Raw genomic sequence first — 26009 nt, 5'->3', positions numbered from 1 at the left:
GCATCCCTTCCATGTCGATGGTGCAAGCGCCACTGCCGGCCACGAAGGCGGAGTCCACCTCCGCCTCCGTGGCCGGCGGCCGGAAGCGACGCGGTCTCTCGATCGTCGCGGCCCGCCCCTGGCTTCTTCTCGCGCCCGGGCTGGTCATCCTCGCGGTGCTCATGCTCTGGCCTCTCATCCAGGTGTTCATCTACTCGCTGCAGGACTACGGCCTGCGCGAGATCAACACCGGGGAGAACAACTGGATCGGTCTCGACAACTACGTCGAGGCGCTCACCAACCCGACTCTCTGGACGGTGGTGCTGCCCAACACCGTCGGCTTCGCCGCCGTGGCGGTCTTCGTCACCGTGGCCGTCGGCACGCTCGTGGCCCTGCTGCTCGCGCGGCTCGGCACCACGTGGCGCGTCATCGTCTCCAGCTGCATCATGGTCGCGTGGGCGATGCCCGCCGTGACCGGTACGTACGTCTGGACCTTCATCTTCGACGCCGACCGCGGCATCTTCAACCAGGTCCTCACCGACCTCGGGCTCATGGACGATCCGGTCAACTGGTTCACGAACCAGTGGTCCTTCTACGCGATCGTGCTCCTCAACGTCGTGCACCACGGCTTCCCGTTCGTGGCGATCACCGTGCTCGCCGGACTCCTCGGCGTCTCGAAGGAGATGCTCGAGGCGGCGGCTCTCGACGGCGCCGGTGCCTGGCGTCGTTTCTGGAAGATCATCTTCCCGACGCTCCGCCCGGTGTTCTCGGTCGTGATCATCCTCTCGACCATCTGGGACTTCAAGGTCTTCGCGCAGGTGTACCTGATGCCCGGCGGCGGTGGCGGAAACCGCCAGGTGCTGAACCTCGGCGTCTGGTCGTACGTGGAGTCGTTCGGCCAGAACCGCTACGGCTTCGGTGCAGCGCTCGCCGTGCTGCTCACGCTCGTCCTGATCGGCATCACCATCGTCTACATCCGCTCCCTCATGAAGGAGGACGAGCTGTGAACCCGCGCCCCCGGCTCCGCTCCCGGATCGGACTCGGCATCGCGGTCGCCGCGGTCCTGATCTTCACGTTGTTCCCCGTGTACTGGATGGTCTCCAGCGCATTCGACGGCAAGGCCTCCAGCGGTGGGCAGTCGCTGATCCCGCAAGAGTTCACGTGGGACAACTTCGCCTTCGTCCTCACCGATGGCGGCTTCGGCACCTACCTGCGCAACTCGGCGATCGTGGCTCTCGTCACGGTCCTGGTGAGCGCGCTCGTCTGCCTGCTCGCTGCCGTCGCTGTCGCGCGGTTCAAGTTCAAGTTCCGCACGATGATCCTGATGATGATCCTCGTGGTGCAGATGGTGCCGCTCGAGGCGCTCGTCATCCCGCTGTTCCTCCAGGTCAAGAGCCTCGGCCTGCTCAACAGCATCCTGGGCCTCATGGTCGTCTACGTCGCCCTGTCGCTCGCGTTCGGCATCTGGATGCTGCGCGGCTTCGTCGCCGCCGTTCCGGTCGAGCTCGAAGAGGCGGCATACATCGACGGCGCGAGCTGGTGGCGGATGTTCCGCTCGGTGCTGCTGCCGCTCGTCATGCCGGGCCTCGTCGCGACGAGCATCTTCAGCTTCATCACGGCGTGGAACGAGTTCATCTTCGCGATGACGATCCTCGGTGCCCAGACCGACCAGTACACGGTCTCGATCGGCCTCAAGTCGTTCTTCGGCCTGCACTCCAACGACTGGGGCAGCATCATGGCCGCGTCGACCATCATCACCGTCCCGGTCATGATCTTCTTCGTGCTGGTGCAGCGCAAGCTCGCCTCCGGCATGGTCGCGGGAGCCGTGAAGGGATGACCGACGAACTCGAGCGCCTCGCGAACGGGGTGCTGTGGCCGGGGTTCTTCGGCACCGAGGCGCCGGAGTGGCTGCGCGCCGAACTGCGTGACGGCCTGGCCGGGGTCGTGTACTTCGGCCAGAACGTGGGCGAAGGACTCCCGGCGCTCAGCGCGGCGATCCTCGACGCGAACCCCGACGCCCTGATCGGTATCGACGAAGAGGGCGGCAGCGTCACCCGCCTGGAATCCGCCACAGGGTCGACCGTTCCCGGAGCAGCCCAGCTCGGTCTGCTCGACGACCTGGTGGCCTCGGAGAAGACCGGCGCAGAGCTGGCTCGGCGCGTGCGCGCGGTCGGCGCCAACGTGGTGCTCGGCCCGGTCGCCGACGTCAACACCGACCCCCGCAACCCGGTCATCGGCGTGCGGGCGTTCGGCGACGACGAAGCGCTCGTCTCACGGCACGTGGTCGCCACGATCGACGGCATCCAGGATGCGGCGGTCGCCGCATGCGTCAAGCACTTCCCCGGTCACGGCGACACCCACATGGACTCGCACCACTCCCTCCCCGAGATCACCCTCGATCTCGAGGAGTTCGAGCGGGTGCACCTCGAACCGTTCCGCGCGGCCGTCGACGCGGGCGTGGATGCCGTGATGACCGCGCACATCGTGGTCCCGGCGTGGGGCGAGCAGCCCGCCACGCTCAACCCCCGGGTGCTCGGCAAGCTGCGCGACTGGGGGTATGACGGCGTCATCATCACGGATGCGCTCGACATGGCCGCCATCCGCGAGACCGTCGGACTCGGTGGGGGAGCAGCCCTGGCCCTCGCCGCCGGTGCCGACCTGCTCTGCATCGGAAACCCGACCAACCCCGGCGACGCCGCGCTTCCCGACCAGGACGAGCGGGACTTCCGTGCGGCCCGTGACGGGATCGTCGCCGCACTGCGTGACGGCTCGCTCTCGCGTGAGCGCGTCGAGGAGGCCGCCCGTCGGGTCGCCGCCCTCGCCGCCAAGCTCCGCGCGGCCGCCGACCGCGACCAGGAGACCGCCGACGACTTCGATGCCGCGGAGATCGTGCGTCGCGTGCTGATGGTCACCGGTGACACCCCCGCTGCAGCATCCGAGCTCGCAGTGATCGATGCCCGTCGCCGCTCGACGCTCGCGGTCGACAGCGCGGGCTCGTATGTCGCGAACGCGCTCGCCGACGACGGTCTGCGCGTGCGCCTCGATGTGGCATCCACCCCGCTCGCCGAGCAGGACCGTGTGCTGGACGAGGTCGTCGCAGCTCCCGGAACCACGGTGCTGCTGATCGACCGTCCGGATACCGATGCCGCGCAGCGGGCTCTCGTCGAACGGGCAGCGGTTCGTGATCCGGCAGCGGTCGTCGTCAATGTCGGTCTACCGACGACGAACCCGTTGCCGGTGCCGACCGTCGAGGTCGCCGCGGCCAGTAGGCTCGGTGCGCAGATGGCGCGCGACGCGCTTCTGGGGCGTTTCGCCGTGAAGCAGAGGGCCAGCGCCGACTGAGGACAGGATCACTCCATGGACGATGACGTTCTGGCACGTGTGCGGCGCTCGCTCTCGAAGCTGAGCGCCGCGGAAGCGCGGGTCGCGGAGACGATCCTCGGCGACCCGACGCTCGTCGTCGACCTGGCCATCAACGACCTCGCCCAGCTCTGTCGGACCTCGCTGTCGACGGTGGCCCGTTTCTCCCAGTCGCTGGGGTACAGCGGTTACCGGGAGCTGCGCGTGGCGGTTGCCCGCGCGATCACGCTCGCCCAGGCGCAACAGGCGCGGTTCGGTCTGGACACCACGGCCATCGATCCGGACGACGGGCCGACGGCCATCGCCGCGAAGCTCGCCGCGCAGGAGATCGACGCGATCGAGAAGACCGCCCTCGCCCTCGATGCCGCAGCCCTCGACCGGGTAGCCCGCGCGGTTGTCGATGCCCGGCACATCGACCTCTTCGGACAGGCGGCGTCGTCGCTGACGGCGCAGGATCTGCTGCTGAAGCTGTCGCGCATCGGGTGCTCCGTGTCGCATTCGCCGGACCCGCATCTCGCGGTGACGACGGCTTCGCTACGCACGGCGGATGACGTCGCGATCGCGTTCTCGCACGGCGGGGAGACCGCAGAGACCCTGCGGGCGCTCGAGGTCGCCCGAGATGCCGGCGCGCTGGCTGTCGCGGTCACCAGCGTCGCGGAGTCGACTCTCGCGCTCGCGGCGGATGTCGTGCTGCTCACGCACGCGCACGAGTCGCCGTTCCGGATGGCGGCGATGTCGAGCCGCATCGCCCAGCTCGCTCTGGTCGACGTGCTGTTCGTCCGTGTCGTGCAGCACCGCGGCGAACCGGTGGCCGTCTCTCTGCAGCGCACCCACGACGCGGTTCCCGCGCGCCGACGCCGCACCTGACTCCCCGTGCCCGTCTCCTCGTGTGGGGAGGCATCCTCCGTGTCGGGCGGAGAATCCCGGGGCGACCTCCGCCCCACGAGGAGTTCTCCGCCCCGCGGCGTACGGCTCAGTCGACGTGGTCGCGGGTGCTGAGGAGCGCGCGGGTCGCGATGCGGTGCCCGCGGGCGACGCTCCCGGTGAGCGACAACCCGGTCAGCACCCCGGCGAGGAAACCTGCAGCGAACGCGTCTCCCGCGCCGATGGTCTCCACGACCGGGGCATCGAGCGCGTCGCTCTCGGCACGCTCTTCGCCGTCGAAGGCGACGGCCCCGCTGGCGTCGGTGACCGCCAGGTAGCGCGGCTGGGGGAACAGCGCGCGCAGTTCCTGAGGATCGCTGGTCCCGAACACCGCTTCCGCATCGGGGCGCGTGCAGAACACGATGTCGGCGCGGCGGGCGAAGCCGGACACGATCTCCCTGCCCTCCGCCTCGCGGCCACGCCACAGCGCCGGGCGCCAGTTCAGGTCGAAGCTGACGAGCCGGCCGGGACGATGGTCGGAGTACAGCGCCTCCTGGGCGGCGAGCGCAGATGCGGAGATGGCGGGCGTGATCCCGGAGGTGTGCACGAGCGCGGCCCGGGGGAGCAGGGTGGATGCCACCGGCGCAGCCAGCGTCTCGGGCGACATCGCGGCGGCCGCGGAGCCCGCGCGGTAGTAGTGCATCGTCCCGTCGACCGCGCCGTCCGCACGGGCGACGAGCTCCTTCACATAGAGCCCGGTCGGCGCCTGATCGTCGATCTCCACGGCCGTGTCGTCGACGCCGTGTGCGCGCAGCTCCGCGGTGAGGAACCGGCCGAAACCGTCGTCGCCGACCCGGGAGAGGACAGCAGTTCGGATGCCGGCCGACGACAGAGCGATGGCGGTGTTCCATTCCGCTCCGGCCAGGGAACGGTGAAAGGTGCGGCAGTCCTCCAGCGGTCCGGCTGTGGCGGCGACGAGGGCGACCATGCCTTCGCCGAAGCAGATGGCGAGCGGGGTGGAGTCGGACACGGTCTGGACACTACCCGATCGGCAGGGCGCACGCCGATATCGGATTGCAATGCGGATGCGTTTGGCATCTGCCGATCTGCTGGGTACCGTCTAGTCATCACCGTCGCCGAGGCGAAGAAGCCTCGGGACGCGCAAAGAAGCGCCCGACAGGGAAGGTCACACAATGCACCAATCAGTCAAGCGTCGGCGAGGACTCATCGCCGTAACCGGAGCCACGATCGCCGCGATCGCCCTCGCAGGGTGCGTCGCCAGCGAGCGGGGCGACGACGATGCGGACACGGGAGGCGATGTCGACGGGACGTTCGTGTTCGCGGCATCCTCCGACCCGGCCAGCCTCGACCCCGCGTTCGCGCAGGACGGCGAGAGCTTCCGCGTCTCACGCCAGATCTTCGAGGGTCTGGTGGGCACCAAGCCCGGCACGGCAGACCCGGCACCGCTCCTCGCCGAGAAGTGGGAGTCGTCCGATGACGGCATGTCGCACACGTTCACCCTCAAGGAGGATGTGACCTTCCAGGACGGCACCCCGTTCAACGCCGAGGCCGTCTGCGTCAACTTCGACCGCTGGTTCAACTGGACCGGTCTCGCCGCCTCCGAAGCGTTCGGCTACTACTACAACAAGCTCTTCAAGGGCTACGCGTCCAACGCGGCCGATGCCGTGTACAAGTCGTGCACCCCCGATGGCGACTACTCGGTCACGATCGAGCTGAACAAGCCGTTCGCCGGTTTCATCCCGTCGCTCTCGCTGCCGTCGTTCGCGATGCAGAGCCCGTCGGCGCTGCAGGAGTTCGGTGCGGACGAGGTCGCCGGCTCCGCCGAGGCGCCGCAGCTGTCCGAGTACGCGATGGGGCACCCGGTCGGCACCGGCCCGTACCAGTTCGACGAGTGGGCACCGGGTGAGCAGGTCACGCTCAAGGCCTACGGCGACTACTGGGGCGAGGCGGGGCAGGTCGATGAGATCATCTTCCGCACGATCGACGACCCGACCGCTCGCCGCCAGGCGCTCGAGTCCGGATCGATCGACGGTTACGACCTGGTGGGCCCGGCCGACACCAAGGCTCTCGCGGACGACGGCTTCACGATGGTGTCGCGCCCGCCGTTCACGATCCTCTACCTGGCGTTCAACCAGGCGATCCCGGAGCTGCAGGACCCGAAGGTCCGCGAGGCGCTGTCGTACGCGGTCGACAAGGACGCGCTCATCAGCCAGGTGCTCCCCGAGGGCACCGAGAAGGCGACGCAGTTCGTGCCGGAGGTCGTCAACGGGTACAACCCCGATGTCACGACCTACGACTACGACCCCGAGAAGGCCAAGGAGCTGCTGGCGGAGGCCGGCTACGACGAGGCCAACCCGTTGAAGCTCACGTTCAACTACCCGGTCAACGTCTCGCGTCCGTACATGCCGGACCCCGAGCAGATCTACACCGTCCTGTCGTCGCAGTTGTCCGAGGTCGGCGTCGAGACCACCCCGGTCTCGGAGGAGTGGGTCGAGTACCTCGACCGCACCACCGGCACCGCGGATCACGGCATCCACCTGCTGGGCTGGACCGGTGACTACAACGACACCGACAACTTCGTCGGCGTCTTCTTCGGACAGAAGAGCTCCGAGTGGGGCTTCGACAACCCGGAGCTGTTCCAGAAGCTGACCGAGGCGCGCGGCGTCTCCAGCCTCGAGGAGCAGACGCCGCTGTACGAGGAGATCAACGAGATGGTCGCCGAGTTCATCCCCGGCGTCCCGCTCGCGCACCCGGCGCCGACCCTGGCGTTCGACCCCCGCGTGAAGAGCTATCCGGCCAGCCCGGTGAACGACGAGGTCTTCACGGACATCGTCCTCACCAAGTAGTCGGCCTGACCATCTGATATGCCGAGTCCCGGTCCCGCACACATGCGCGGGACCGGGACACGGCGTACCTTCTGATCGACGGAGATCTTCGTGCTGCGCACCATCGGCAGGCGACTGCTGTTCCTCATTCCCACTCTGTTCGGGCTCAGCATCCTGCTGTTCGCCTGGGTCAGAGCCCTTCCCGGCGGCCCCGCAGTCGCCCTACTCGGCGAGAAGGCCACACCGGAGGCCGTCGCCAGGGTCAACGAGCTCTACGGCTTCGACGAACCCCTCATCCAGCAGTACTTCACCTGGATCGGGCGACTGCTCCAGGGCGACTTCGGAACGTCCATCCAGACGAACCGCCCCGTCGTCGAGGAGTTCATGCGCCGCTTCCCGGCGACGCTCGAGCTGAGCGTCATGGCGCTGATCTTCGCGATCGGCGTCGGCATCCCTCTCGGATACTGGGCCGCTCGTCGTCACGGCAAGCTCACCGACCACGCGTCGGTGGTGCTGAGCCTGATCGGCATCACCATCCCGGTGTTCTTCCTGGCGTTCATCCTGAAGTACGTCTTCGCCGTGCAGCTCGGATGGCTGCCGTCGGACGGCCGTCAGGATCCGCGAATAGACGCCACCCATCCCACCGGGTTCTACGTGTGGGACGGCATCATCACGGGCGAGTTCGATGCCTCGTGGGATGCGATCCTGCATCTGATCCTGCCGGCGCTCGCGCTGGGCACGATCCCGCTCGCCATCATCGTCCGCATCACCAGGGCCAGCGTCCTGGAGGTGCAGAACGCGGACTACGTGCGCACCGGACGGGCGAAGGGCGTCGGAGCCCCGACGCTGCGCAACCGCTTCATCCTGCGCAACGCGATGCTGCCAGTGATCACGACGATCGGCCTGCAGACCGGACTCCTGATCTCGGGCGCCGTGCTCACCGAGACGGTGTTCGCGTTCCCGGGCATCGGTTCGTTCCTGGCGCGGGCGATCTTCACCAGGGACTTCCCGGTCCTCCAGGGATTCATCATCTTCATCGCGATCGCGTACGCGCTGATCAACCTGGCGGTCGATGTCTCCTACAGCATCATCGACCCGAGAGTGAGGGTGCAGTGATGTCCCTCGTCATCGTCCGAAAGGAGGCGGTCTCATGAGCATCGCCCTCCCACCCGCCCAGGGCCCGTCGGCCGAGAGCGGCGGCAGCATCGACACCGTCGCGATCGCCCAGGCCGACCTCAAGAAGGGGTCCGGCGGTTTCTGGCGGGATGTGTTCCGGCGGCTCCGCCGCAACCCGACCGCATGGATCGGCGCGGTCATCGTGGTGCTGTTCCTCCTGGTCGCCGCTCTCGCTCCGTGGCTCGCCCCGTACCCGGAGACGGCGCTTCCCGGCGCGAAGTACATCACGCCGACCTACATCCCGGGTCCGGGCGAGGTGCCGGGGTTCCCGCTGGGCCTCGATCGTTTCGGCGGCGACGTGCTGTCCAAGCTCATCTGGGGTGCGCAGGCCTCCCTGATGATCGGCGTCATCTCCACCGCGATGGGACTCGTGGGCGGCATGATCCTCGGCCTCCTCGCCGGCACGTTCGGCGGATGGGTCGACACCCTCATCATGCGCGTCGTCGACATCATCCTCTCGGTACCGAACCTGCTGCTGGCGGTGTCGATCGCCGCAATCCTCGGGCAGACGCCGTTCGCGGTGATGATCGCGATCGGTGCTTCCCAGGTGCCCATCTTCGCCCGGCTGCTCCGTGCGTCGATGCTGCAGCAGCGGTCGAGCGACTACGTGCTCTCGGCGCAGACGCTCGGTCTCGGCCGCGGCAGCATCACGATGTCGCACGTGCTGCCGAACGCCATCGGCCCCGTGATCGTCCAGGGCACGTTGACGCTCGCGACGGCCGTGATCGATGCGGCCGCGCTGTCGTTCCTCGGTCTCGGCGGCGGCGGCCCCGCGACCGCCGAGTGGGGGCGCATGCTCACCTACGCGCAGGCCGAGCTCGCGATCGCCCCGTGGCTCGCGTTCCTCCCGGGTATCTGCATCGCCGTCACCGCGCTCGGCTTCACCCTGCTGGGCGAAGCGCTGCGTGAGGCGATGGACCCACGGACGAGGGCACGATGAACGCCCGCGACGAAGGCGCGATGCGCGCCGCGAAGGAGAATCAGATGTCCACCGAGCCGCTGCTGTCCGTCCAGGGGCTCGCCGTGGACTTCGCCACCATGGACGGCGTCGTGCACGCCGTCGAGGGTGTCGACCTCGAGATCCGACCAGGTGAGACCGTCGCGATCGTGGGCGAGTCCGGTTCGGGCAAGTCGACGACGGCCATGGCCATCATCGGGCTGCTCGCCGGGGGAGGGAAGATCGCGTCGGGCAGCATCCGGCTCGACGGGAAGGAGATCTCCCACGCGCCGGAGCACGAGCTGCGCACGATCCGCGGTCGCGACATCGGCCTCGTGCCGCAGGACCCGATGTCGAACCTGAACCCGGTCGCGAAGATCGGCACGCAGGTGGCGGAGACACTGCTCGCGCACGGGCTCGCCACGCGGCAGAACGTGCAGGCGAAGGTGGTCGAGGCGTTGACCGCCGCCGGCCTCCCCGATCCGGAGCGGCGCGCCAAGCAGTATCCGCACGAGTTCTCCGGCGGCATGCGTCAGCGCGCGCTGATCGCGATCGGTCTGGCGTGCAAGCCGCGGCTGCTGATCGCCGACGAGCCGACCAGTGCGCTCGACGTCACGGTGCAGCAGACGATCCTCGACCAGATCGGCGCGATGACCCGTGAGCTGGGAACGGCGGTGCTGCTCATCACGCACGACCTGGGCCTCGCCGCCGAGCGGGCGGAGCGGGTGATCGTGATGCACCGGGGCAAGGTCGTCGAGCAGGGAGACGCGCGACAGATCCTCGAGGATCCGCAGCATCAGTACACGAAGTCGCTCGTGCAGGCGGCCCCATCGGTCGCCGTCGCCCGGCTGCAACCCCAGGCGTTCCAGGTGAAGGAACGGGTCGACGAAGAGGATGCCTCCCGCACGGCGGCACATGTCGACAACATCGTCGAGATCGAGAACCTCACCAAGGTGTACCCGGTGCGGGGGCGCGGAGAGGACTTCGTGGCCGTCGACGACGTGTCGCTGGCGATCCCGCGCGGGGAGACCGTGGCGATCGTGGGGGAGTCCGGGTCGGGCAAGACCACGACCGCGCGGATGCTGCTCAAGGTGATCGAACCCACGAGCGGGCTGATCCGCTACGAGGGCAAGGACATCGCGTCGCTGAGCCGAGCGGAGACCAAGGAGTTCCGGCAGCAGGTGCAGCCGATCTTCCAGGATCCGTATTCGAGCCTGAACCCGATGTTCACGATCGAACGCCTGATCGCCGAGCCGCTCGACTTCTACAAGAGGGGGAGCAACGCCGACCGGCGAAAGCGCGTCCGGCAGCTGCTCGACGACGTGGCGCTGCCGCAGTCGATGCTGCGCCGGTATCCGTCAGAGCTGTCCGGCGGCCAGCGGCAACGTGTCGCGATCGCCCGGGCGCTCGCGCTGTCTCCCGATCTGATCGTGTGCGACGAGCCGGTGTCGGCGCTGGACGTGCTGGTGCAGGACCAGATCCTGACGCTGCTCGGCGACCTGCAGAGCGAGTACGGGCTGAGCTACCTCTTCATCTCGCACGACCTCGCGGTGGTGCGCCTCATCAGCGATTACGTGTGCGTGATGAAGGACGGGAAGCTCGTCGAGGCGGCGACCTCGGAGGAGATCTTCACGAACCCGCGCGACCCGTACACGCGGCGTCTGCTGGCGTCGATCCCGGGCAACGAGCTGAACATCGCGTCCTGACATCACCGGGTCGGCCCCGTGCCGGCCCGGTGATCGGATGCTCATACCGCAGCATCCGAGATTGGTCAAGGACTCCGCTTGCCATGTCGCACAATCGTGCGTATAGTTGGTAGTTGCGCTCGCTTCTCCCTGCCCTCATATGGTGGTCGGCATCTGTTGAGTTCCCGGGCGCACACTCCACCTGACGACAAAGGAATCGAGAAGCCCTGCGGGGCTCACGGAGGTTATTCCCTTGGCTGCTGCTCGCAACGCATCCACATCCACCACCACCAAGAACGGACGCGGAGCTTCCCGTCTTTCGTTCGCCAAGATCTCCGACACGCTGACTGTCCCAGACCTTCTTGCCCTGCAGACCGAGTCCTTCGGTTGGCTGGTCGGAAACGACGCCTGGAAGGCGCGCGTCGCCGAGGCCAAGAAGCAGGGTCGCACCGACGTCAACGAGAACAGCGGTCTCGGCGAGATCTTCGAGGAGATCTCTCCGATCGAGGACCTCGGCGAGACGATGCAGCTGTCGTTCACGAACCCGTACCTCGAGCCGGAGAAGTACTCGATCGAGGAGTGCAAGGAGCGTGGCAAGACCTACGCCGCTCCGCTGTACGTCGAGGCCGAGTTCATGAACCACCTCACGGGTGAGATCAAGACCCAGACGGTCTTCATGGGCGACTTCCCGCTGCAGACCGACAAGGGCACGTTCATCATCAACGGCTCCGAGCGCGTCGTCGTCTCGCAGCTCGTGCGCTCGCCGGGTGTCTACTTCGACAAGACCCCTGACAAGACGTCCGATAAGGACATCGTGTCGGCTCGCGTCATCCCGAGCCGTGGTGCATGGCTCGAGTTCGAGATCGACAAGCGCGACCAGGTCGGCGTGCGCGTCGACCGCAAGCGCAAGCAGTCGGTCACGGTCTTCCTCAAGGCGCTGGGCATGACCAGCGAGGAGATCCTCGCCGAGTTCGCCGGCTACACCTCGATCGAGGAGACGCTCGCGAAGGACACGATCGTCACGAAGGAAGATGCGCTCCGCGACATCTACCGCAAGCTCCGTCCGGGCGAGCAGGTGGCCGCCGAGGCAGCCCGTGCGCTCCTCGACAACTTCTACTTCAACCCGAAGCGCTACGACCTGGCCAAGGTCGGTCGCTACAAGATCAACCACAAGCTGGGCCTGGACCAGCCGCTGAACTCGTCGGTGCTCACCGTCGAAGACATCGTGGCCACGATCAAGTACCTCGTCCGCCTGCACGCAGGCACCGAGGAGACCTTCACGGGCATCCGCGGTGGCAAGAAGGCCGAGATCCGTCTCGCGACCGACGACATCGACAACTTCGGCAACCGTCGCATCCGCGCAGTCGGAGAGCTGATCCAGAACCAGGTCCGCACCGGTCTGTCCCGCATGGAGCGCGTCGTCCGCGAGCGCATGACCACGCAGGACATCGAGGCCATCACGCCGCAGACCCTGATCAACGTGCGCCCCGTCGTCGCCGCGATCAAAGAGTTCTTCGGAACGTCGCAGCTGTCGCAGTTCATGGACCAGAACAACCCGCTCGCGGGTCTGACGAACAAGCGTCGTCTCTCCGCGCTCGGCCCCGGTGGTCTCTCGCGTGACCGCGCCGGCGTCGAGGTCCGTGACGTCCACCCGTCGCACTACGGCCGCATGTGCCCCATCGAGACGCCTGAAGGCCCGAACATCGGTCTGATCGGTGCTCTCGCGACGTTCGCGCGCATCAACTCGTTCGGTTTCATCGAGACCCCGTACCGCAAGGTCACCGGTGGCGTCGTCACCGACCAGATCGACTACCTCACCGCTTCCGAAGAGGTCGACTTCAACATCGCGCAGGCCAACGCCCCGCTCGATGCCAAGGGTCGCTTCCGCGAGAGCCACGTCCTGGCACGCCCCAAGGGCGGCAGCGGCGAGGTCGACCTGTTCGTCCCCGAGGAGATCGGCTACATCGACGTCTCCCCGCGCCAGATGGTCTCGGTCGCGACCTCGCTCGTCCCCTTCCTCGAGCACGACGACGCACAGCGCGCCCTCATGGGTGCCAACATGCAGCGTCAGGCTGTGCCGCTGCTCCGCAGCGACTCGCCGCTCGTCGGAACCGGTATGGAGGGCTACACGGCCATCGACGCCGGTGACGTGCTCACCGCCGACAAGGCCGGTGTCGTGTCCGAGGTCTCCGCAGACCGCGTCGTCGTCATGCTCGACGAGGGCGGAACGCAGGAGTACCACCTGCGCAAGTTCGACCGCTCCAACCAGGGCACGTCGTACAACCAGAAGGTCGTCGTCAACGCCGGTGAGCGCGTCGAGGTCGGAGAGGTCATCGCCGATGGCCCCGCCACCGAGAACGGCGAGCTGGCCCTCGGAAAGAACCTCCTCGTCGCGTTCATGACGTGGGAGGGCTACAACTTCGAGGACGCGATCATCCTGAGCCAGGACCTGGTGAAGGACGACACCCTCTCGTCGATCCACATCGAGGAGTACGAGGTCGACGCTCGCGACACCAAGCTCGGCAAGGAGGAGATCACCCGTGACCTCCCCAACGTCAGCCCGGAGCTGCTGAAGGACCTCGACGAGCGCGGCATCATCCGCATCGGCGCCGAGGTCCGTCCCGGCGACATCCTCGTCGGCAAGGTCACGCCGAAGGGTGAGACCGAGCTGTCGGCCGAGGAGCGTCTGCTCCGCGCGATCTTCAACGAGAAGAGCCGCGAAGTCCGTGACACCTCGCTGAAGGTGCCCCACGGTGAGCAGGGCACGATCATCGCCGTCAAGGAGTTCAACGCCGAAGACGGCGACGACGAGCTCGGCTCCGGCGTGAACCGCCGCGTCGTGGTCTACATCGCCCAGAAGCGCAAGATCACCGAGGGTGACAAGCTCGCCGGCCGTCACGGCAACAAGGGTGTCATCGCGAAGATCCTCCCGATCGAGGACATGCCGTTCATGGCGGACGGCACCCCGGTCGACATCGTGCTGAACCCGCTCGGTATCCCGGGTCGAATGAACTTCGGTCAGGTCCTCGAGACCCACCTCGGGTGGATCGCGAAGCAGGGCTGGAAGGTCGAGGGCACCCCGGAGTGGGCGGCTCGTCTGCCGGAGCAGGCCTTCGAGGCGGCTCCCGGTACGAAGGTCGCCACCCCGGTGTTCGACGGTGCGAGCGAGGAGGAGATCGCCGGTCTCCTCGACGCGACCATCCCGACCCGCGACGGTGTCCGCCTGATCGACTCCACCGGAAAGGCCCAGATGTTCGACGGCCGCTCGGGTGAGCCGTTCCCTGCTCCGATCTCGGTCGGCTACATGTACATCCTGAAGCTGCACCACCTGGTCGACGACAAGATCCACGCGCGTTCCACGGGTCCGTACTCGATGATCACCCAGCAGCCGCTCGGTGGTAAGGCGCAGTTCGGTGGACAGCGCTTCGGTGAGATGGAGGTGTGGGCCCTCGAGGCCTACGGCGCCGCGTACGCGCTCCAGGAGCTCCTCACGATCAAGTCCGACGACATCCTCGGCCGCGTCAAGGTGTACGAGGCGATCGTCAAGGGCGAGAACATCCAGGAGCCCGGCATCCCCGAGTCCTTCAAGGTGCTCATGAAGGAGATGCAGTCGCTCTGCCTGAACGTCGAGGTCCTCTCGGCCGACGGCACGCTGGTCAACCTCCGCGACACCGACGATGAGGCGTTCCGCGCCGCAGAGGAACTCGGTATCAACATCTCCAGCCGCTTCGAGGCCGCCTCGATCGACGAGATCTAATCCGCTGGTGTGCTCGGGAGCCCCGCTTCCGAGCACACCCCAGCAGACTTCTCAAAAAGAATTCCGACACAGGAGAATCAGTGCTCGAGTCAAACACTTTCGATGAGCTTCGCATCGGCCTGGCCACCGCGGACCACATCCGCGCGTGGTCGTACGGTGAGGTCAAGAAGCCCGAAACCATCAACTACCGCACCCTGAAGCCGGAGAAGGATGGTCTCTTCGGAGAGCAGATCTTCGGCCCGTCCCGCGACTGGGAGTGCGCCTGCGGCAAGTACAAGCGTGTCCGCTTCAAGGGCATCGTCTGCGAGCGCTGCGGCGTGGAGGTCACCAAGAGCTCCGTCCGTCGTGAGCGCATGGGTCACATCGAGCTCGCCGCTCCCGTCACCCACATCTGGTACTTCAAGGGTGTGCCCTCGCGTCTCGGCTACCTGCTCGACATGGCGCCGAAGGACCTCGAGAAGGTCATCTACTTCGCCGCCTACATGGTCATCTCGGTCGACGAGGATGCTCGTCACCGCGACCTGGGCACGCAGGAGAACAACATCCGCCTCGAGCTGAAGACGCTCGGCGACCGCCGCGACTCCAAGATCGCGGAGCGCCTGGCCAAGCTGGAGGAGGAGCTCGCTGCTCTCGAGGCAGAGGGTGCCAAGGCCGACGCCAAGAAGAAGGTGAAGGACGCCGCCGAGAAGGAGATGTCCCTCATCCGCAAGGGTGCCGACGAGCAGATCGCCAAGCTCGAGCGCGTGTGGGAAGACTTCCGCACCCTCGAGGTCGGCGCACTGCGCCCGGAGGACGACGTCTTCCACGAGCTGCAGGACCGCTTCGGTCAGTACTTCGAGGCCTACATGGGCGCCGAGTCGATCCAGCGTCGCCTCGCGGCGTTCGACCTGGTCGCCGAGGCGGAGAACCTGCGTCTGCAGATCTCCGAGGGCAAGGGCCAGCGCAAGATCCGTGCGATCAAGCGCCTCAAGGTCGTCAGCTCGTTCCTCGAGACCGGCATGAGCCCGGCCGCGATGGTCCTCGACGTCGTCCCGGTCATCCCGCCGGAGCTGCGCCCGATGGTCCAGCTCGACGGTGGCCGTTTCGCCACCTCCGACCTGAACGACCTGTACCGCCGCGTCATCAACCGCAACAACCGTCTTCGTCGTCTGATCGACCTCGGTGCTCCCGAGATCATCGTCAACAACGAGAAGCGCATGCTGCAGGAGGCCGTCGACGCACTGTTCGACAACGGTCGCCGTGGTCGTCCCGTCACCGGTACCGGAAACCGTGCCCTGAAGTCCCTCAGCGACATGCTGAAGGGTAAGCAGGGTCGCTTCCGTCAGAACCTGCTCGGCAAGCGCGTCGACTACTCCGGCCGTTCGGTCATCATCGTCGGCCCGCAGCTGAAGCTGCACCAGTGCGGTCTGCCCAAGCAGATGGCTTTGGAGCTCTTCAAGCCGTTCGTCATCAAGCGTCTGATCGACCTCGGTCACTCGCAGAACATCAAGGCCGCCAAGCGCGCGGTCGAGCGCACCCGTCCCGAGGTCTGGGACGTGCTCGAGGAGATCATCCGTGAGCGTCCGGTTCTGCTGAACCGTGCACCCACGCTGCACCGCCTCGGCATCCAGGCGTTCGAGCCGCAGCTCGTCGAGGGCAAGGCCATCCAGCTGCACCCGCTCGTCTGCGCGGCGTTCAACGCCGACTTCGACGGTGACCAGATGGCTGTGCACCTGCCGCTGTCGGTCGAGGCTCAGGCCGAGGCCCGCGTGCTGATGCTCGCGTCGAACAACATCCTGAAGCCGTCCGACGGACGCCCGGTCACCCTGCCTTCGCAGGACATGATCATCGGTCTGCACCACCTGACCACGGTCAAGGAGGGCGCAGCCGGTGAGGGCCGTGCATTCGGTTCGGTGGGCGAGGCGATCCTGGCCAAGGACGAGGGCACCCTCGACCTGCAGGCGAAGATCCGCATCCGCATCCCGGGTCTGACCTTCCTCGAGGGCGAAGCTCCCGAGGGCTACGAGCGCCACGGTCTCGTGGACGCTTCGCTGGGTCAGGCGATCTTCAACGACACGCTGCCGAAGGGCTACCCGTTCGTCCGCGAGCAGGCTGACAAGAACAAGCTGTCGCAGATCGTCAACAAGCTGGCCGAGGAGTACCCCAAGGTCGAGACCGCTGCATCGCTGGACCGCATCAAGGACGCCGGCTTCTACTGGGCCACGCGCTCCGGTGTGACCGTCGCCCTGAGCGACATCCTCACCCCGCCGAACAAGGCGGAGATCGTCGCCGGCTACGAGAAGCAGGCCGCGAAGGTCCAGTCGCAGTACGAGAAGGGTCTGACGACCGACTCCGAGCGTCGCCAGGAACTCATCAAGATCTGGACCGAGGCGACCGACGAGGTCCAGGCCGCGATGAAGGCGAACTTCCCGGAGGACAACACCATCAACCGCATGGTGTCCTCGGGCGCCCGTGGTAACTGGCTGCAGATCCGGAACATCGCCGGTATGCGTGGTCTGGTGAACAACCCCAAGGGTGAGATCATCCCGCGTCCGATCATCTCCTCGTACCGCGAGGGTCTGTCGGTTGCGGAGTACTTCATCGCGACGCACGGTACCCGTAAGGGTCTGGCCGACACCGCTCTGCGTACCGCCGACTCGGGTTACCTGACCCGTCGTCTGGTGGATGTCTCGCAGGACGTCATCATCCGCGAAGAGGACTGCGGCACGTCGAAGGGCCTCGAGCTCCCGATCGCCGCTCCGAACTCGCAGGGCGAGCTGGTGCGCGACGCGAACGTCGAGAACTCGGTGTTCGCTCGTACGCTGGCCTCCGACGTGGTCGACAGCAAGGGCGAGGTCCTCGCCTCTGCCGGTGACGACGTGGGTGACGTGCTGATCGACAAGCTGGTCGCTCTGGGTGTCGAGACCATCAAGGTGCGCTCGGTCCTGACCTGCGACTCCGCCGTCGGTGTCTGCGCGCAGTGCTACGGCCGTTCGCTCGCGACGGGTAAGACCGTCGACATCGGCGAGGCCGTCGGCATCATCGCGGCCCAGTCGATCGGTGAGCCCGGTACCCAGCTGACGATGCGTACCTTCCACACGGGTGGTTCGGCATCGGCGGACGACATCACGCAGGGTCTTCCCCGCGTGCAGGAGCTCTTCGAGGCGCGTACCCCCAAGGGCGCGTCGCCGATCGCCGAGGCCGATGGCCGCATCGCGATCGACGAGACCGACAAGGGCAAGAAGGTCATCCTCACGCCCGACAGCGGTGAAGAGCCGGTCATCTACCCGGTGCTGAAGCGTGCGACGCTTCTCGTCGAGGACGGGCAGCACGTCACGGTCGGTCAGCCGATCCTGGTGGGTACGCTCGACCCCAAGGAGATCATGCGCGTCATGGGTGCTCGCGAGGTGCAGCGTTACCTCGTCGGCGGCGTCCAGGGCGTGTACCGCTCGCAGGGTGTGCCGATCCACGACAAGCACATCGAGGTCATCGTCCGTCAGATGCTCCGCAAGGTCACGGTCGTCGATCACGCCGACACGAACCTGCTGCCGGGTGAGATGGTCGACCTCAAGCGCTACCAGTCGATCAACCGCGAGACCGTGGCAGAGGGCAAGCGCCCCGCGTCCGGCCGACCGGAGCTGATGGGTATCACGAAGGCGTCGCTCGCGACCGAGTCGTGGCTGTCGGCCGCCTCCTTCCAGGAGACGACCCGCGTGCTCACTGAGGCTGCGATGCAGGGCAAGCGTGACCCGCTGGTCGGTCTCAAGGAGAACGTCATCATCGGTAAGCTCATCCCCGCCGGAACCGGTCTCTCGAAGTACCGCGACGTCACGGTCGAGGCCACCGAGGAAGCCAAGAGCGAGCGTTACCCGAACCGGATCTTCGCATCCGACGGCGCGTACGCCGACGGCGACTTCGGCTACGTCGACTTCGACGCGTTCTCGACGGACGACATCACCCCCGGTACTTATAACTGAGTACTGAGTGATTGAGGAAGGCCCCGGGGTTCGCCCCGGGGCCTTCTTCGTGCGCGCTGCCATCCGCCGAGTGCACGGTTTGCTGCCGAGCGCACGGCGAGTTCGCGTGGACGACCCGTGCGCTCGACACGAGGCCGTGCCTTCGACGGCGGGGTGGCGGGGAAGCGGGCGCGGTAGTGTCGGCGGGTGAGCAACGACACATCTTCCGCTCGGTCCGTGGTCGTGATCGGCGATGCCTTGATCGACGAGATCCACGATGCCGCGGGGGTGCGTGAACTGGTCGGCGGCGCCGCGCTGAACGTCGCCGTGGGCCTGCGCCGACTGGGGATCGAGACCAGTCTGGTCGCCATGGTGGGCGAGGATGAGGCCGGCGCGCACATCCGCGAGTACCTCTCCGATCACGGCGTACGTCTGATCTCGAGCGCGGCACCCCTCGGGTCTTCACGCGCGATCGTGCGGCGGGCGGCGAACGGTGAACCGGAGTACGTGTTCAGCGAGGCGGCCCGGCAGCGCAGCATCCGTTACTCGGACGAGGCGCGCGAGGCGATCGCGGATGCTGGGCTCGTCGCGATCAGCTGCTTCCCCTTCGACGTGCCGAGCGAGGTGGACGCTCTCGTCGGTGCCCTCGCTGATGCCCGTGTCGCCGTGGACCCCAATCCGCGCCTCGGGATGCTGCATGATCGTGTCGAGTTCGTCCGAGGGTTCGAACGGATCGCCGCATCGGCAGTCATCGTCAAGGTCGGCGCCGACGATGCCGCGCTCCTCTACGATGGCGATCTCGACGCGCTGCGAGTGCGGCTTCGCGAGATCGGTGCCGCTGCGGTGCTGGCGACCGCAGGTGCTGCCGGCGCGACGCTCGACACGGAAGTGGGCATCGCCTCCGCGCCGATCACCCCGCTCGCCGGTGACGTGATCGACACGGTCGGCGCAGGAGATGCGACGCTCGCAGCCGTTGCCGCTGGGCTGGTGTCCACGTCCCCGACCGAGCTGAGGGAGTGGCGTGTGCTCCTCCACCGCGCCATGCACATCGCGGCTGCGACGTGTCGCGCGGAGGGCGGTCTGCTGCGGACTCCGGAGTCGTTGGCGGACGCTCAGCGCGGGGTCCACGGCAGCTGACGGTTCGATTTCTTCGACCCGGCTCGGGCAGGTATGCTTATCTTTCGTGCCCCCGGTTGGCTGTTCAAGTCGGACGGGTGCGCTCTGGCGAGTTACCCAAGCGGCCAAAGGGATCTGACTGTAAATCAGACTGCTCAGCATTCGGGGGTTCGAATCCCTCACTCGCCACCACGGAGGTCCTCGGACCCGACCAGGACGTTTCGAAAGGCCGCTGACTCGAGTCAGCGGCCTTTCGGCTTGATCCGCTCGTCTCGGCGAGAGGACGCGACGGGGGACCGCGCCCTCGGTCCCGTGCCCAGCCGCCGACGGAGTCCTCGAATTCTGCCCTCGCCCGCTACAGTCTCACTCGAACCACCTACGAGAGGCAGCACCGATGGCCGATGACGCAAGGCTCGCCCAGCTGGAGAACGAGCACCTCGAACTCGTCCTGCGCCGGTTCGACCGCAAAGACGCATGGGAGCTCGGACGTGCCATCGCAGAACGGGCACTCGCAGCTGGTCATCCGGTCGCCGTCGACGTGCGCACCTCGTCCGGGATCCTGTTCCACGCGTCGCTGCCGGGCGCGACCGCCGATAACGACTCCTGGGTGCAGAAGAAGGCGGCGACGGCCCTCCGCTTCGACACCAGCACCGCGCTGCTGGAAGCGCGCATCGAGAACGGCGGGCGCGACATGCACGAACCGGGGTGGCTCGATCCCGCCGTCTACGCCGTCGCCGGCGGTGCTGTCCCCATCCGCGTGGAGGGTGTGGGTGTCGTCGCGGTCGCGACGATGTCGGGGTTGCCGTCTGCGCAGGACCACGACAACGTCGTCGACGGCATCCGCGGGCTCGGACTCCTCGCGGGATAGCGCCTCCGGCCCGGCTGCCGGTCAATGCTCGGGCGGCGTGACGCAGATGGCCGGCCCGCATCGGCGGGTCGGCCATCTCTTCGTGATCGGATCAGCGCAGCGTGACGTCGATCGTCTCGGTGAACGGGTCGATGTCGATGTTCGTCGTGATCGCGTAGCCGGAACCGGACGCACCCGTGGGGCGGAACTGGATGCGGATGTTGGTGATGTCGTTCGCGGTGATGATGCCCGTGATCGAGCCGTCAGGGTTCGTCGTCACCACGATGCCGATGGCGTTGGTGACTGCCAGGGTGACGCCAGGGTCGGGCACGATCGTCACGCTCGTACCGGCGGGAAGCAGCGCGAGGTTCCCGTCCGCGTCGCTGCCCTCCACCGTGAAGTTGGTGACGTTGCCGCTCACGACGCTCACGGTTGCTCCCGTCGCCCAGAACGTGGCGGGCGGCGCCGTGGTGGATGCCGCGGCCAGCGGAGTGGCGACCGCCACGGCGACGACCGGCACCGACCACGCTGCGCCCTTGACGAGTGTCCGGCGCGAGAGGCCCTGGGTGTCGAGTTCTTCCTGCATTTTCGTTCCTTGTCCGGCTCAGACGAGCCCTCTGTTTCGTGGGCTCTCTGTCGTCCCTCGGTAAGGAGTCGAAACGCAGGCGGATGTGACGCGAGGAGGCCATGTAAGCCGGTCCACGTCGCTCTCGCGGCCATTCCGAAACTTTTTTCCTCGGCATCGCGTCACTTTCGGGAACCGCCGGACTCCTTCCAGGTGTATCGACGCACAGGCGTCCACACCGGAGGCATCGGCGTCCAATCGAGGGGATTCGGAACAGATGAATGAGAACGAGGTAGCAGTCGCAGGGCGTGGCCTGTCGCGAAGGACGATCGTGAAGGGTGCAGCATGGTCGCTGCCCGTGATCGCCGCCGCCGTGGCAACACCCCTGGCGGCCGCGTCGACGGCGAACTGCACGGCGACGGTCAGCACGAGCACCGCCACGTACTCGCGGCTGAGCGCCACTTCGGCCGTGTTCACGTGGACCGACATCTTCGGCGACGGCAAGGACTTCACGCTCACGCTCAACGCCGTGCCCAACGGGGCGGCCAACATGACCATCAACACGACGAACAACTTCGTTCTGGATTCCAGCACGCAGGGCAATGAGTCGCTGCCCAGCGTGCGGTTGTCGCTCGACACCGTGAACCTCAACAACATCGGCGGAGGCGAGCGGGTGACATTCAGCTTCGCCCTGGATGGCGCGCCCACCATCGTCGAGAACTTGACGTACAAGATCAAGGACATCGACGGCTTCCAGGCAGTCGATGCCCTCGGCGGCGCAGAGCGCGTCTACCTTTCGGCGGGGGCCGGGACCGGCGTCTACAACTCCGACTGGATCCGCGGACAGGGGACGGCCGCCAACCCGTGGCGGCCGTTCACCGGCGCCCCGAACGTCGAGGTCATTCCCACCAACACGGGAGGCAACATCGCGGTCACCGCAGCGACGGTCGGTGCATTCGACCTCACCTTCGTCGCCAACAACTCGGGTCGTGCCGGCACGGATCGGCCGAACCAGAACATCTGGGTCGGACCGTTCAGCTTCACCGCGGTGAACCCCGCCTGCCTCGCATGATGCCGTCGAGGAGGTCGACTCGGTCGGCGGGATGGGTCGCGGGTGCATTGCTGGCCCTCGGCGCGCTCGTCGCACCCGTGGGCGTCAGCGCCGCAACGGCCGCGGAGATCGCCCCGGGGGACTCGGTCTACATCGGCAGCAAGGAAGGCTACAGCGGTACGGGGATCTTCCCGATCTGGTCCGAAGGGGTCCAGGCCGGGGACCCGGACCTCTGGGCGTACTGCCTCGAGAACCAGGTGACGGCGCAGACGGGTCGGGTAGGCACCGTCGGCGACGGCGACAGCTTCCTCGGCAGCAACTACTTCGTGGACCCTGCCATCCAGGGGAAGGTGCTGTGGGTGCTCGCCCACAGCTACCCCGCGGTGAGTCTGGAAGATCTCGCAGCCGCGGCCGGGGTCGCGCAGATCTCGCGGAACGATGCGATCGAGGCCACGCAGTACGCGATCTGGCGATACACCGACCTCACGTTCGATGCCGCGTGGGCGTGGGAGACGCCGGACTCTGAGGCGGCCTACTGGTACCTCGTGAACGGCGCGAACGCGAACCCGGGTCTGACCCCGGGGGACTTCGAGGTCACGGCCACGGTGACGGCGCCGGGTGTGGCACAGACGGCCGGCACCCTCGTCGGGCCGTTCGTCGTGAACACGAACCAGGCCGCCGTCGTCGTCTCCGTGGACCCCGCCGTCTCGGTCACCGACGCGAGTGGAACGGCCGTGGCACTCGATGCGGTCGTAGACGGTCAGGAGCTGTATCTGGACCTGCGTGCATCGACGGCAGCGGGAAGCGCGACCGTTCGGGTCGCGGCCGAGGGATCGAGCAGCACCGGCATGGTGGTCTCGGTGCCGAACGTGCCGGGTGGCACGCCGACGGCCGACGACCACGCGCAGTCGATCATCCTGGTGGCCCCCGAGGCGACGCAGACGACCGGGGAGGCGACCGTGGAATGGGCCGCTCAGCCCGGTGCAGCGGAGCCGGTGATCGGGACGTCGCTGGTCGACGCCGCCGACGGCGACCGGGTGCTGGGATGGAACGGGGGAGCGGTGATCGACACCGTCGCCTACCAGAACCTGGTTCCGGGCACGGAGTACACGGTCTCGGGTGAGCTGATGCGCAAGTCCGACGGTCAGCCGACCGGCATCACGGGTTCGACGACTTTCACCCCGACGACGGCGAACGGCTCCGTCGGTGTGAACCTCGTCGTGCCGGCGGGCTTCGCCGGAGACGTGCTCGTGGCTTTCGAGGAGCTCTTCGAGGGCCCGGACGCATCCGGAGACCCGGTGGCCGAGCACAAGGACATCGACGACCTCGCGCAGACCGTCACGGTGGAGCAGGCGCCGGAAGCACCTGAGCCGTTCATCGGAACATCGCTGGTCGATGCCGCTGACCAGGACCATGTTCTGGCTCCGGGCGGCGGAACCCTCATCGACACGATCGCGTACCGCAACCTGACGCCGGGAACCGAGTACACGGTCACGGGTGTGCTGATGGACAAGGCGAACGGGGAGTCGACGGCCATCACGGGGTCGACCACGTTCACGCCGACCGCTCCGGACGGCTCGGTCGACGTGTCGTTCCGTGTCACGGCAGAGTCCGCCGGCACGGTGCTGGTGGCGTTCGAGCGGCTCTTCGTCGGCACGGATGTCACCGGGGACCCTGTCGCGGTGCACACCGACCTCGATGACGCGGCGCAGACGGTCGCGGTCGAAGCGGCGGATCCCGGTGTGCCCACCACACCGGCTCCGGGTGGAAAGGGAGACCTCGCGGCGACCGGCGCCCCGGCACCGATCGCGGGTATCGCTGCGGCGCTGCTCGCTGTTCTGGCCGGCGCTGTTCTGATGCTGACGAGGCGGCGCCGCCTCGACGCCTGACCGGGCGCCCGGACAGGACAGGGTCGCGGAGTCCCCACTCCGCGGCCCTGTCCGCTGCCGCTAATATGGGCCCAGCCCCGTCGTTGAACACAGATTCAGTTGTGGACCGACCGCCTGGATCTGTCTACGGTCAGCTGCTCGTCGGAGATGAGCGGCCGTTCTTCTGGAGAGGGAAGACGTGGAAGATTCTCGCGGTGATGCCGAACTCCTCCGTGCGCTTCGGGACGGTGATCAGGCAGCGTATGCCGTGCTGTGGGAGCGACACATCGGCGCTGCACTCCGCTACGCGCACCGGCTGTTCCCTTCGCGGTCGGAGGATCTCGCCTCCGAGGCGCTGCTCGCCATCTACCAGCAGGTGACGACCTCGGACGCGGGGCCCGAGTTCGCGTTCCGGTCGTATCTCAAGGCGGTGATCCGCAACACGGCGATCCGGTGGCGCAAGGATGCCGACCACATCGACGACACCGTCGAGCCCGATCGGGCCGACTTCCGCGATGCGCTCAGCCTGGTCGAGCGGGAGACGAACGCCCAGCAGTTCCTCGGGGCGTTTCAAGAGCTCCCGGAACGCTGGCAACGCGTGCTGTGGCTGACCGAGGTCGCTGACGTCCCCCGCCCGGAGGTCGCGCGCGAGCTCGGCATCAAGCCCAACGCCGTATCCGCCCTGCAACGACGAGCCCGTTCCGGGCTCAAGATGCACTGGCTCACGTCGCAGGTGCCTCTCGCGCTGCGCGACGATGAGGCTCATGTCGCTCGCCTCCTCCCGCGACACCTCACCGAGCCGCTCGACGAGGTCGTGGCGCAGGAAGTGGCCGGGCATCTGCCCTCATGTGACGTGTGCGGCGACCTGTTCGTCACCCTTCGCAGTGATGCCCAGCGCCTGCACGGCGTCACCCTCTCCGCCGTCGGATTCGGCGCACTGGGAGTCATCCTGCCGTCCACCGGAGCTTTCGCTCCCGGCACCGCGGTGGCGGCCGCGGTCATCGCCACCGGAGCAGGAGCGGGTCTTGCGAGTCTTCTGGCGGGCGGCCTGGGCGTACTCACCGCCGGAACCCTGATACTCGGTTCGCTGCTGCTCCCCGGAGCCACGCCGGCCGTGTCCGCGCCCTCCGCGGAGGGCGACAAGCCGTGGAGTGCGGCGCCGTCCGTCCCTCACGTCGGAGCGCCGGCCCCCGTCGTCGGAGCGCCCGACGGGACGGTGGCCACCCCCGCGCCGTCCGCACCCCCGTCCCCTCCGCGAACCGGACGCTGGAACTCGGACCCGTCGATCGACTCCATCGACCTCGTCGACGACCCGAATGCCCCCGGACCGCGCAACCCCACGAGGCCGGGAACGGCGCCGGGGACGACGCCGGATCCGGGGGAGAATCCGGGCTCGCCCCTCGGCCCGGGGGTCACCAGCCCTGCGGCATCCTCCGGCTACCTCGCTCCGGTCGTGGCGGGCACCGCCACGCCAGGGTCGGCTGTCGCGATCGAAGTCGACGGTGCGCGTTACACACCGGTCGTCGCCGCCGACGGTGCGTGGTCCTTCGACCCTCGCGCCCTGGAGCTCGCCGCCGGCACGTACGACTACCGGGCCTGGGCGTTCGACGCCGCCGGGCAGTCTCCGGCCACGACGGGAACCTTCACCATCCTCCCCATCGTCATCGAGGGCTTCGAGAACATCGTCGGCACCGAGGACATGCAGGTGGAGGAGGCGAGGACCACGGGTCTGGTCATCGCCGCCACCGGCCCCGCGAACGGAACCATCTACGTCAGCACCATGCAGGGGCACTCGGCGACCATTCCTCTCGACGACACCGGGCATGCGGTGAAGCGGCTGCGGCTGAACTCCCGCGGCTGGTACTGGTTCACCTTCCGGGCGATGGACGCGGAGGGATTCATCGGGCCGATGGACGAACATCCGCTCGACGTCTACGACCCCGACATCATCTTCGACCCCTGGGGGCCGGGGCCGGAGGAGATGACGTTCGAGCTCGTCGACCCTTGACGGTGCTTCCGGGCT

Annotated in this window: 17 protein-coding genes and 1 tRNA gene; 16 read left to right on the top strand and 2 right to left on the bottom strand. The window is 67.4% G+C overall.

Annotated elements, in window-relative coordinates:
• Window positions 1-11: 11 nt before the first annotated feature.
• Genes ACIOTO_RS02775 through ACIOTO_RS02760 form a run of 4 tightly spaced genes read left to right on the top strand, consistent with a single transcriptional unit; the run spans window position 12 to window position 4206 of the window.
• Window positions 12-986: a carbohydrate ABC transporter permease gene (locus ACIOTO_RS02775; RefSeq protein ID WP_029261828.1), complete on the top strand. Its 975-nt coding sequence runs from the start codon at window positions 12-14 to the stop codon at window positions 984-986.
• On the top strand, window positions 983-1816 hold the full coding sequence (locus ACIOTO_RS02770; RefSeq protein WP_029261829.1) for a carbohydrate ABC transporter permease: 834 nt from the start codon (window positions 983-985) through the stop codon (window positions 1814-1816). The genes ACIOTO_RS02775 and ACIOTO_RS02770 overlap by 4 nt, the downstream gene beginning before the upstream one ends.
• On the top strand, window positions 1813-3321 hold the full coding sequence (locus tag ACIOTO_RS02765) for a glycoside hydrolase family 3 N-terminal domain-containing protein (protein ID WP_400856350.1): 1509 nt from the start codon (window positions 1813-1815) through the stop codon (window positions 3319-3321). The genes ACIOTO_RS02770 and ACIOTO_RS02765 overlap by 4 nt, the downstream gene beginning before the upstream one ends.
• Before the next feature lie 15 nt (window positions 3322-3336).
• Entirely contained in the window at window positions 3337-4206 is an 870-nt protein-coding gene (locus ACIOTO_RS02760) for a MurR/RpiR family transcriptional regulator (protein WP_029261831.1), read from the top strand.
• A 106-nt stretch (window positions 4207-4312) separates the two neighbouring features.
• Here ACIOTO_RS02760 and ACIOTO_RS02755 read toward each other — a convergent pair whose 3' ends face one another.
• Window positions 4313-5233, bottom strand: coding sequence for a sugar kinase (locus tag ACIOTO_RS02755; protein WP_400856347.1), 921 nt, complete (start codon window positions 5231-5233; stop codon window positions 4313-4315).
• Window positions 5234-5396: 163 nt separating this feature from the next.
• Between ACIOTO_RS02755 and ACIOTO_RS02750 the strand changes: the two genes are divergently transcribed.
• The 9 genes from ACIOTO_RS02750 to ACIOTO_RS02710 all read left to right on the top strand — a co-directional run bounded on the left by ACIOTO_RS02750 (window position 5397) and on the right by ACIOTO_RS02710 (window position 20523).
• Complete coding sequence (locus ACIOTO_RS02750; protein ID WP_400856344.1) at window positions 5397-7070, top strand: ABC transporter substrate-binding protein; 1674 nt, start codon at window positions 5397-5399, stop codon at window positions 7068-7070.
• A 90-nt stretch (window positions 7071-7160) separates the two neighbouring features.
• Window positions 7161-8165 carry an ABC transporter permease gene (locus ACIOTO_RS02745; RefSeq protein WP_400856342.1) on the top strand — a complete coding sequence of 335 codons (1005 nt, stop codon included), beginning with the start codon at window positions 7161-7163 and terminating at the stop codon, window positions 8163-8165.
• A gap of 34 nt (window positions 8166-8199) precedes the next feature.
• Window positions 8200-9165, top strand: coding sequence for an ABC transporter permease (locus ACIOTO_RS02740; protein ID WP_029261835.1), 966 nt, complete (start codon window positions 8200-8202; stop codon window positions 9163-9165).
• Window positions 9162-10868, top strand: a complete 1707-nt coding sequence (locus ACIOTO_RS02735) for an ABC transporter ATP-binding protein (RefSeq protein WP_400856340.1) — start codon at window positions 9162-9164, stop codon at window positions 10866-10868. The genes ACIOTO_RS02740 and ACIOTO_RS02735 overlap by 4 nt, the downstream gene beginning before the upstream one ends.
• A gap of 232 nt (window positions 10869-11100) precedes the next feature.
• A complete protein-coding gene (locus ACIOTO_RS02730) occupies window positions 11101-14604 on the top strand; it encodes a DNA-directed RNA polymerase subunit beta (protein ID WP_029261837.1) in 3504 nt (1167 codons plus the stop codon).
• Window positions 14605-14684: 80 nt separating this feature from the next.
• Window positions 14685-18560, top strand: coding sequence for a DNA-directed RNA polymerase subunit beta' (gene rpoC / locus ACIOTO_RS02725; RefSeq protein WP_029261838.1), 3876 nt, complete (start codon window positions 14685-14687; stop codon window positions 18558-18560).
• Window positions 18561-18746: 186 nt separating this feature from the next.
• On the top strand, window positions 18747-19676 hold the full coding sequence (locus ACIOTO_RS02720; protein WP_400856338.1) for a PfkB family carbohydrate kinase: 930 nt from the start codon (window positions 18747-18749) through the stop codon (window positions 19674-19676).
• Between the two features lie 86 nt (window positions 19677-19762).
• Window positions 19763-19847: transfer RNA gene (locus ACIOTO_RS02715), tRNA-Tyr, on the top strand.
• Window positions 19848-20049: 202 nt separating this feature from the next.
• Window positions 20050-20523: a heme-binding protein gene (locus ACIOTO_RS02710; RefSeq protein ID WP_400856336.1), complete on the top strand. Its 474-nt coding sequence runs from the start codon at window positions 20050-20052 to the stop codon at window positions 20521-20523.
• A 91-nt stretch (window positions 20524-20614) separates the two neighbouring features.
• Here ACIOTO_RS02710 and ACIOTO_RS02705 read toward each other — a convergent pair whose 3' ends face one another.
• On the bottom strand, window positions 20615-21088 hold the full coding sequence (locus tag ACIOTO_RS02705) for a hypothetical protein (RefSeq protein ID WP_400856334.1): 474 nt from the start codon (window positions 21086-21088) through the stop codon (window positions 20615-20617).
• Window positions 21089-21398: 310 nt separating this feature from the next.
• Here ACIOTO_RS02705 and ACIOTO_RS02700 point away from each other — a divergent pair, with 310 nt between their 5' ends.
• From ACIOTO_RS02700 to ACIOTO_RS02690, 3 genes are all read left to right on the top strand, one after another.
• Entirely contained in the window at window positions 21399-22139 is a 741-nt protein-coding gene (locus ACIOTO_RS02700; protein WP_091035249.1) for a hypothetical protein, read from the top strand.
• On the top strand, window positions 22136-24007 hold the full coding sequence (locus ACIOTO_RS02695) for a VaFE repeat-containing surface-anchored protein (protein WP_400856331.1): 1872 nt from the start codon (window positions 22136-22138) through the stop codon (window positions 24005-24007). Before ACIOTO_RS02700 ends, ACIOTO_RS02695 begins: the two co-directional genes overlap by 4 nt.
• A 178-nt stretch (window positions 24008-24185) precedes the next feature.
• Complete coding sequence (locus tag ACIOTO_RS02690) at window positions 24186-25994, top strand: sigma-70 family RNA polymerase sigma factor (RefSeq protein ID WP_400856329.1); 1809 nt, start codon at window positions 24186-24188, stop codon at window positions 25992-25994.
• Window positions 25995-26009 lie beyond the last annotated feature (15 nt).

The sequence above is a fragment of the Microbacterium sp. NPDC087592 genome, assembly GCF_044743585.1.
GTDB lineage: Bacteria > Actinomycetota > Actinomycetes > Actinomycetales > Microbacteriaceae > Microbacterium.
This window is presented reverse-complemented; position numbering and strand designations above follow the sequence as displayed.

Bases quoted from the DNA above. Each gene is read 5' to 3' on its own strand.
- ACIOTO_RS02775 (WP_029261828.1), top strand. From the start codon at position 12: ATGTCGATGGTGCAAGCGCCACTGCCGGCCACGAAGGCGGAGTCCACC.
- ACIOTO_RS02765 (WP_400856350.1), top strand. From the start codon at position 1,813: ATGACCGACGAACTCGAGCGCCTCGCGAACGGGGTGCTGTGGCCGGGG.
- ACIOTO_RS02760 (WP_029261831.1), top strand. From the start codon at position 3,337: ATGGACGATGACGTTCTGGCACGTGTGCGGCGCTCGCTCTCGAAGCTG.
- ACIOTO_RS02750 (WP_400856344.1), top strand. From the start codon at position 5,397: ATGCACCAATCAGTCAAGCGTCGGCGAGGACTCATCGCCGTAACCGGA.
- ACIOTO_RS02740 (WP_029261835.1), top strand. From the start codon at position 8,200: ATGAGCATCGCCCTCCCACCCGCCCAGGGCCCGTCGGCCGAGAGCGGC.
- ACIOTO_RS02735 (WP_400856340.1), top strand. From the start codon at position 9,162: ATGAACGCCCGCGACGAAGGCGCGATGCGCGCCGCGAAGGAGAATCAG.
- ACIOTO_RS02710 (WP_400856336.1), top strand. From the start codon at position 20,050: ATGGCCGATGACGCAAGGCTCGCCCAGCTGGAGAACGAGCACCTCGAA.
- ACIOTO_RS02705 (WP_400856334.1), bottom strand. From the start codon at position 21,088: ATGCAGGAAGAACTCGACACCCAGGGCCTCTCGCGCCGGACACTCGTC.
- ACIOTO_RS02695 (WP_400856331.1), top strand. From the start codon at position 22,136: ATGATGCCGTCGAGGAGGTCGACTCGGTCGGCGGGATGGGTCGCGGGT.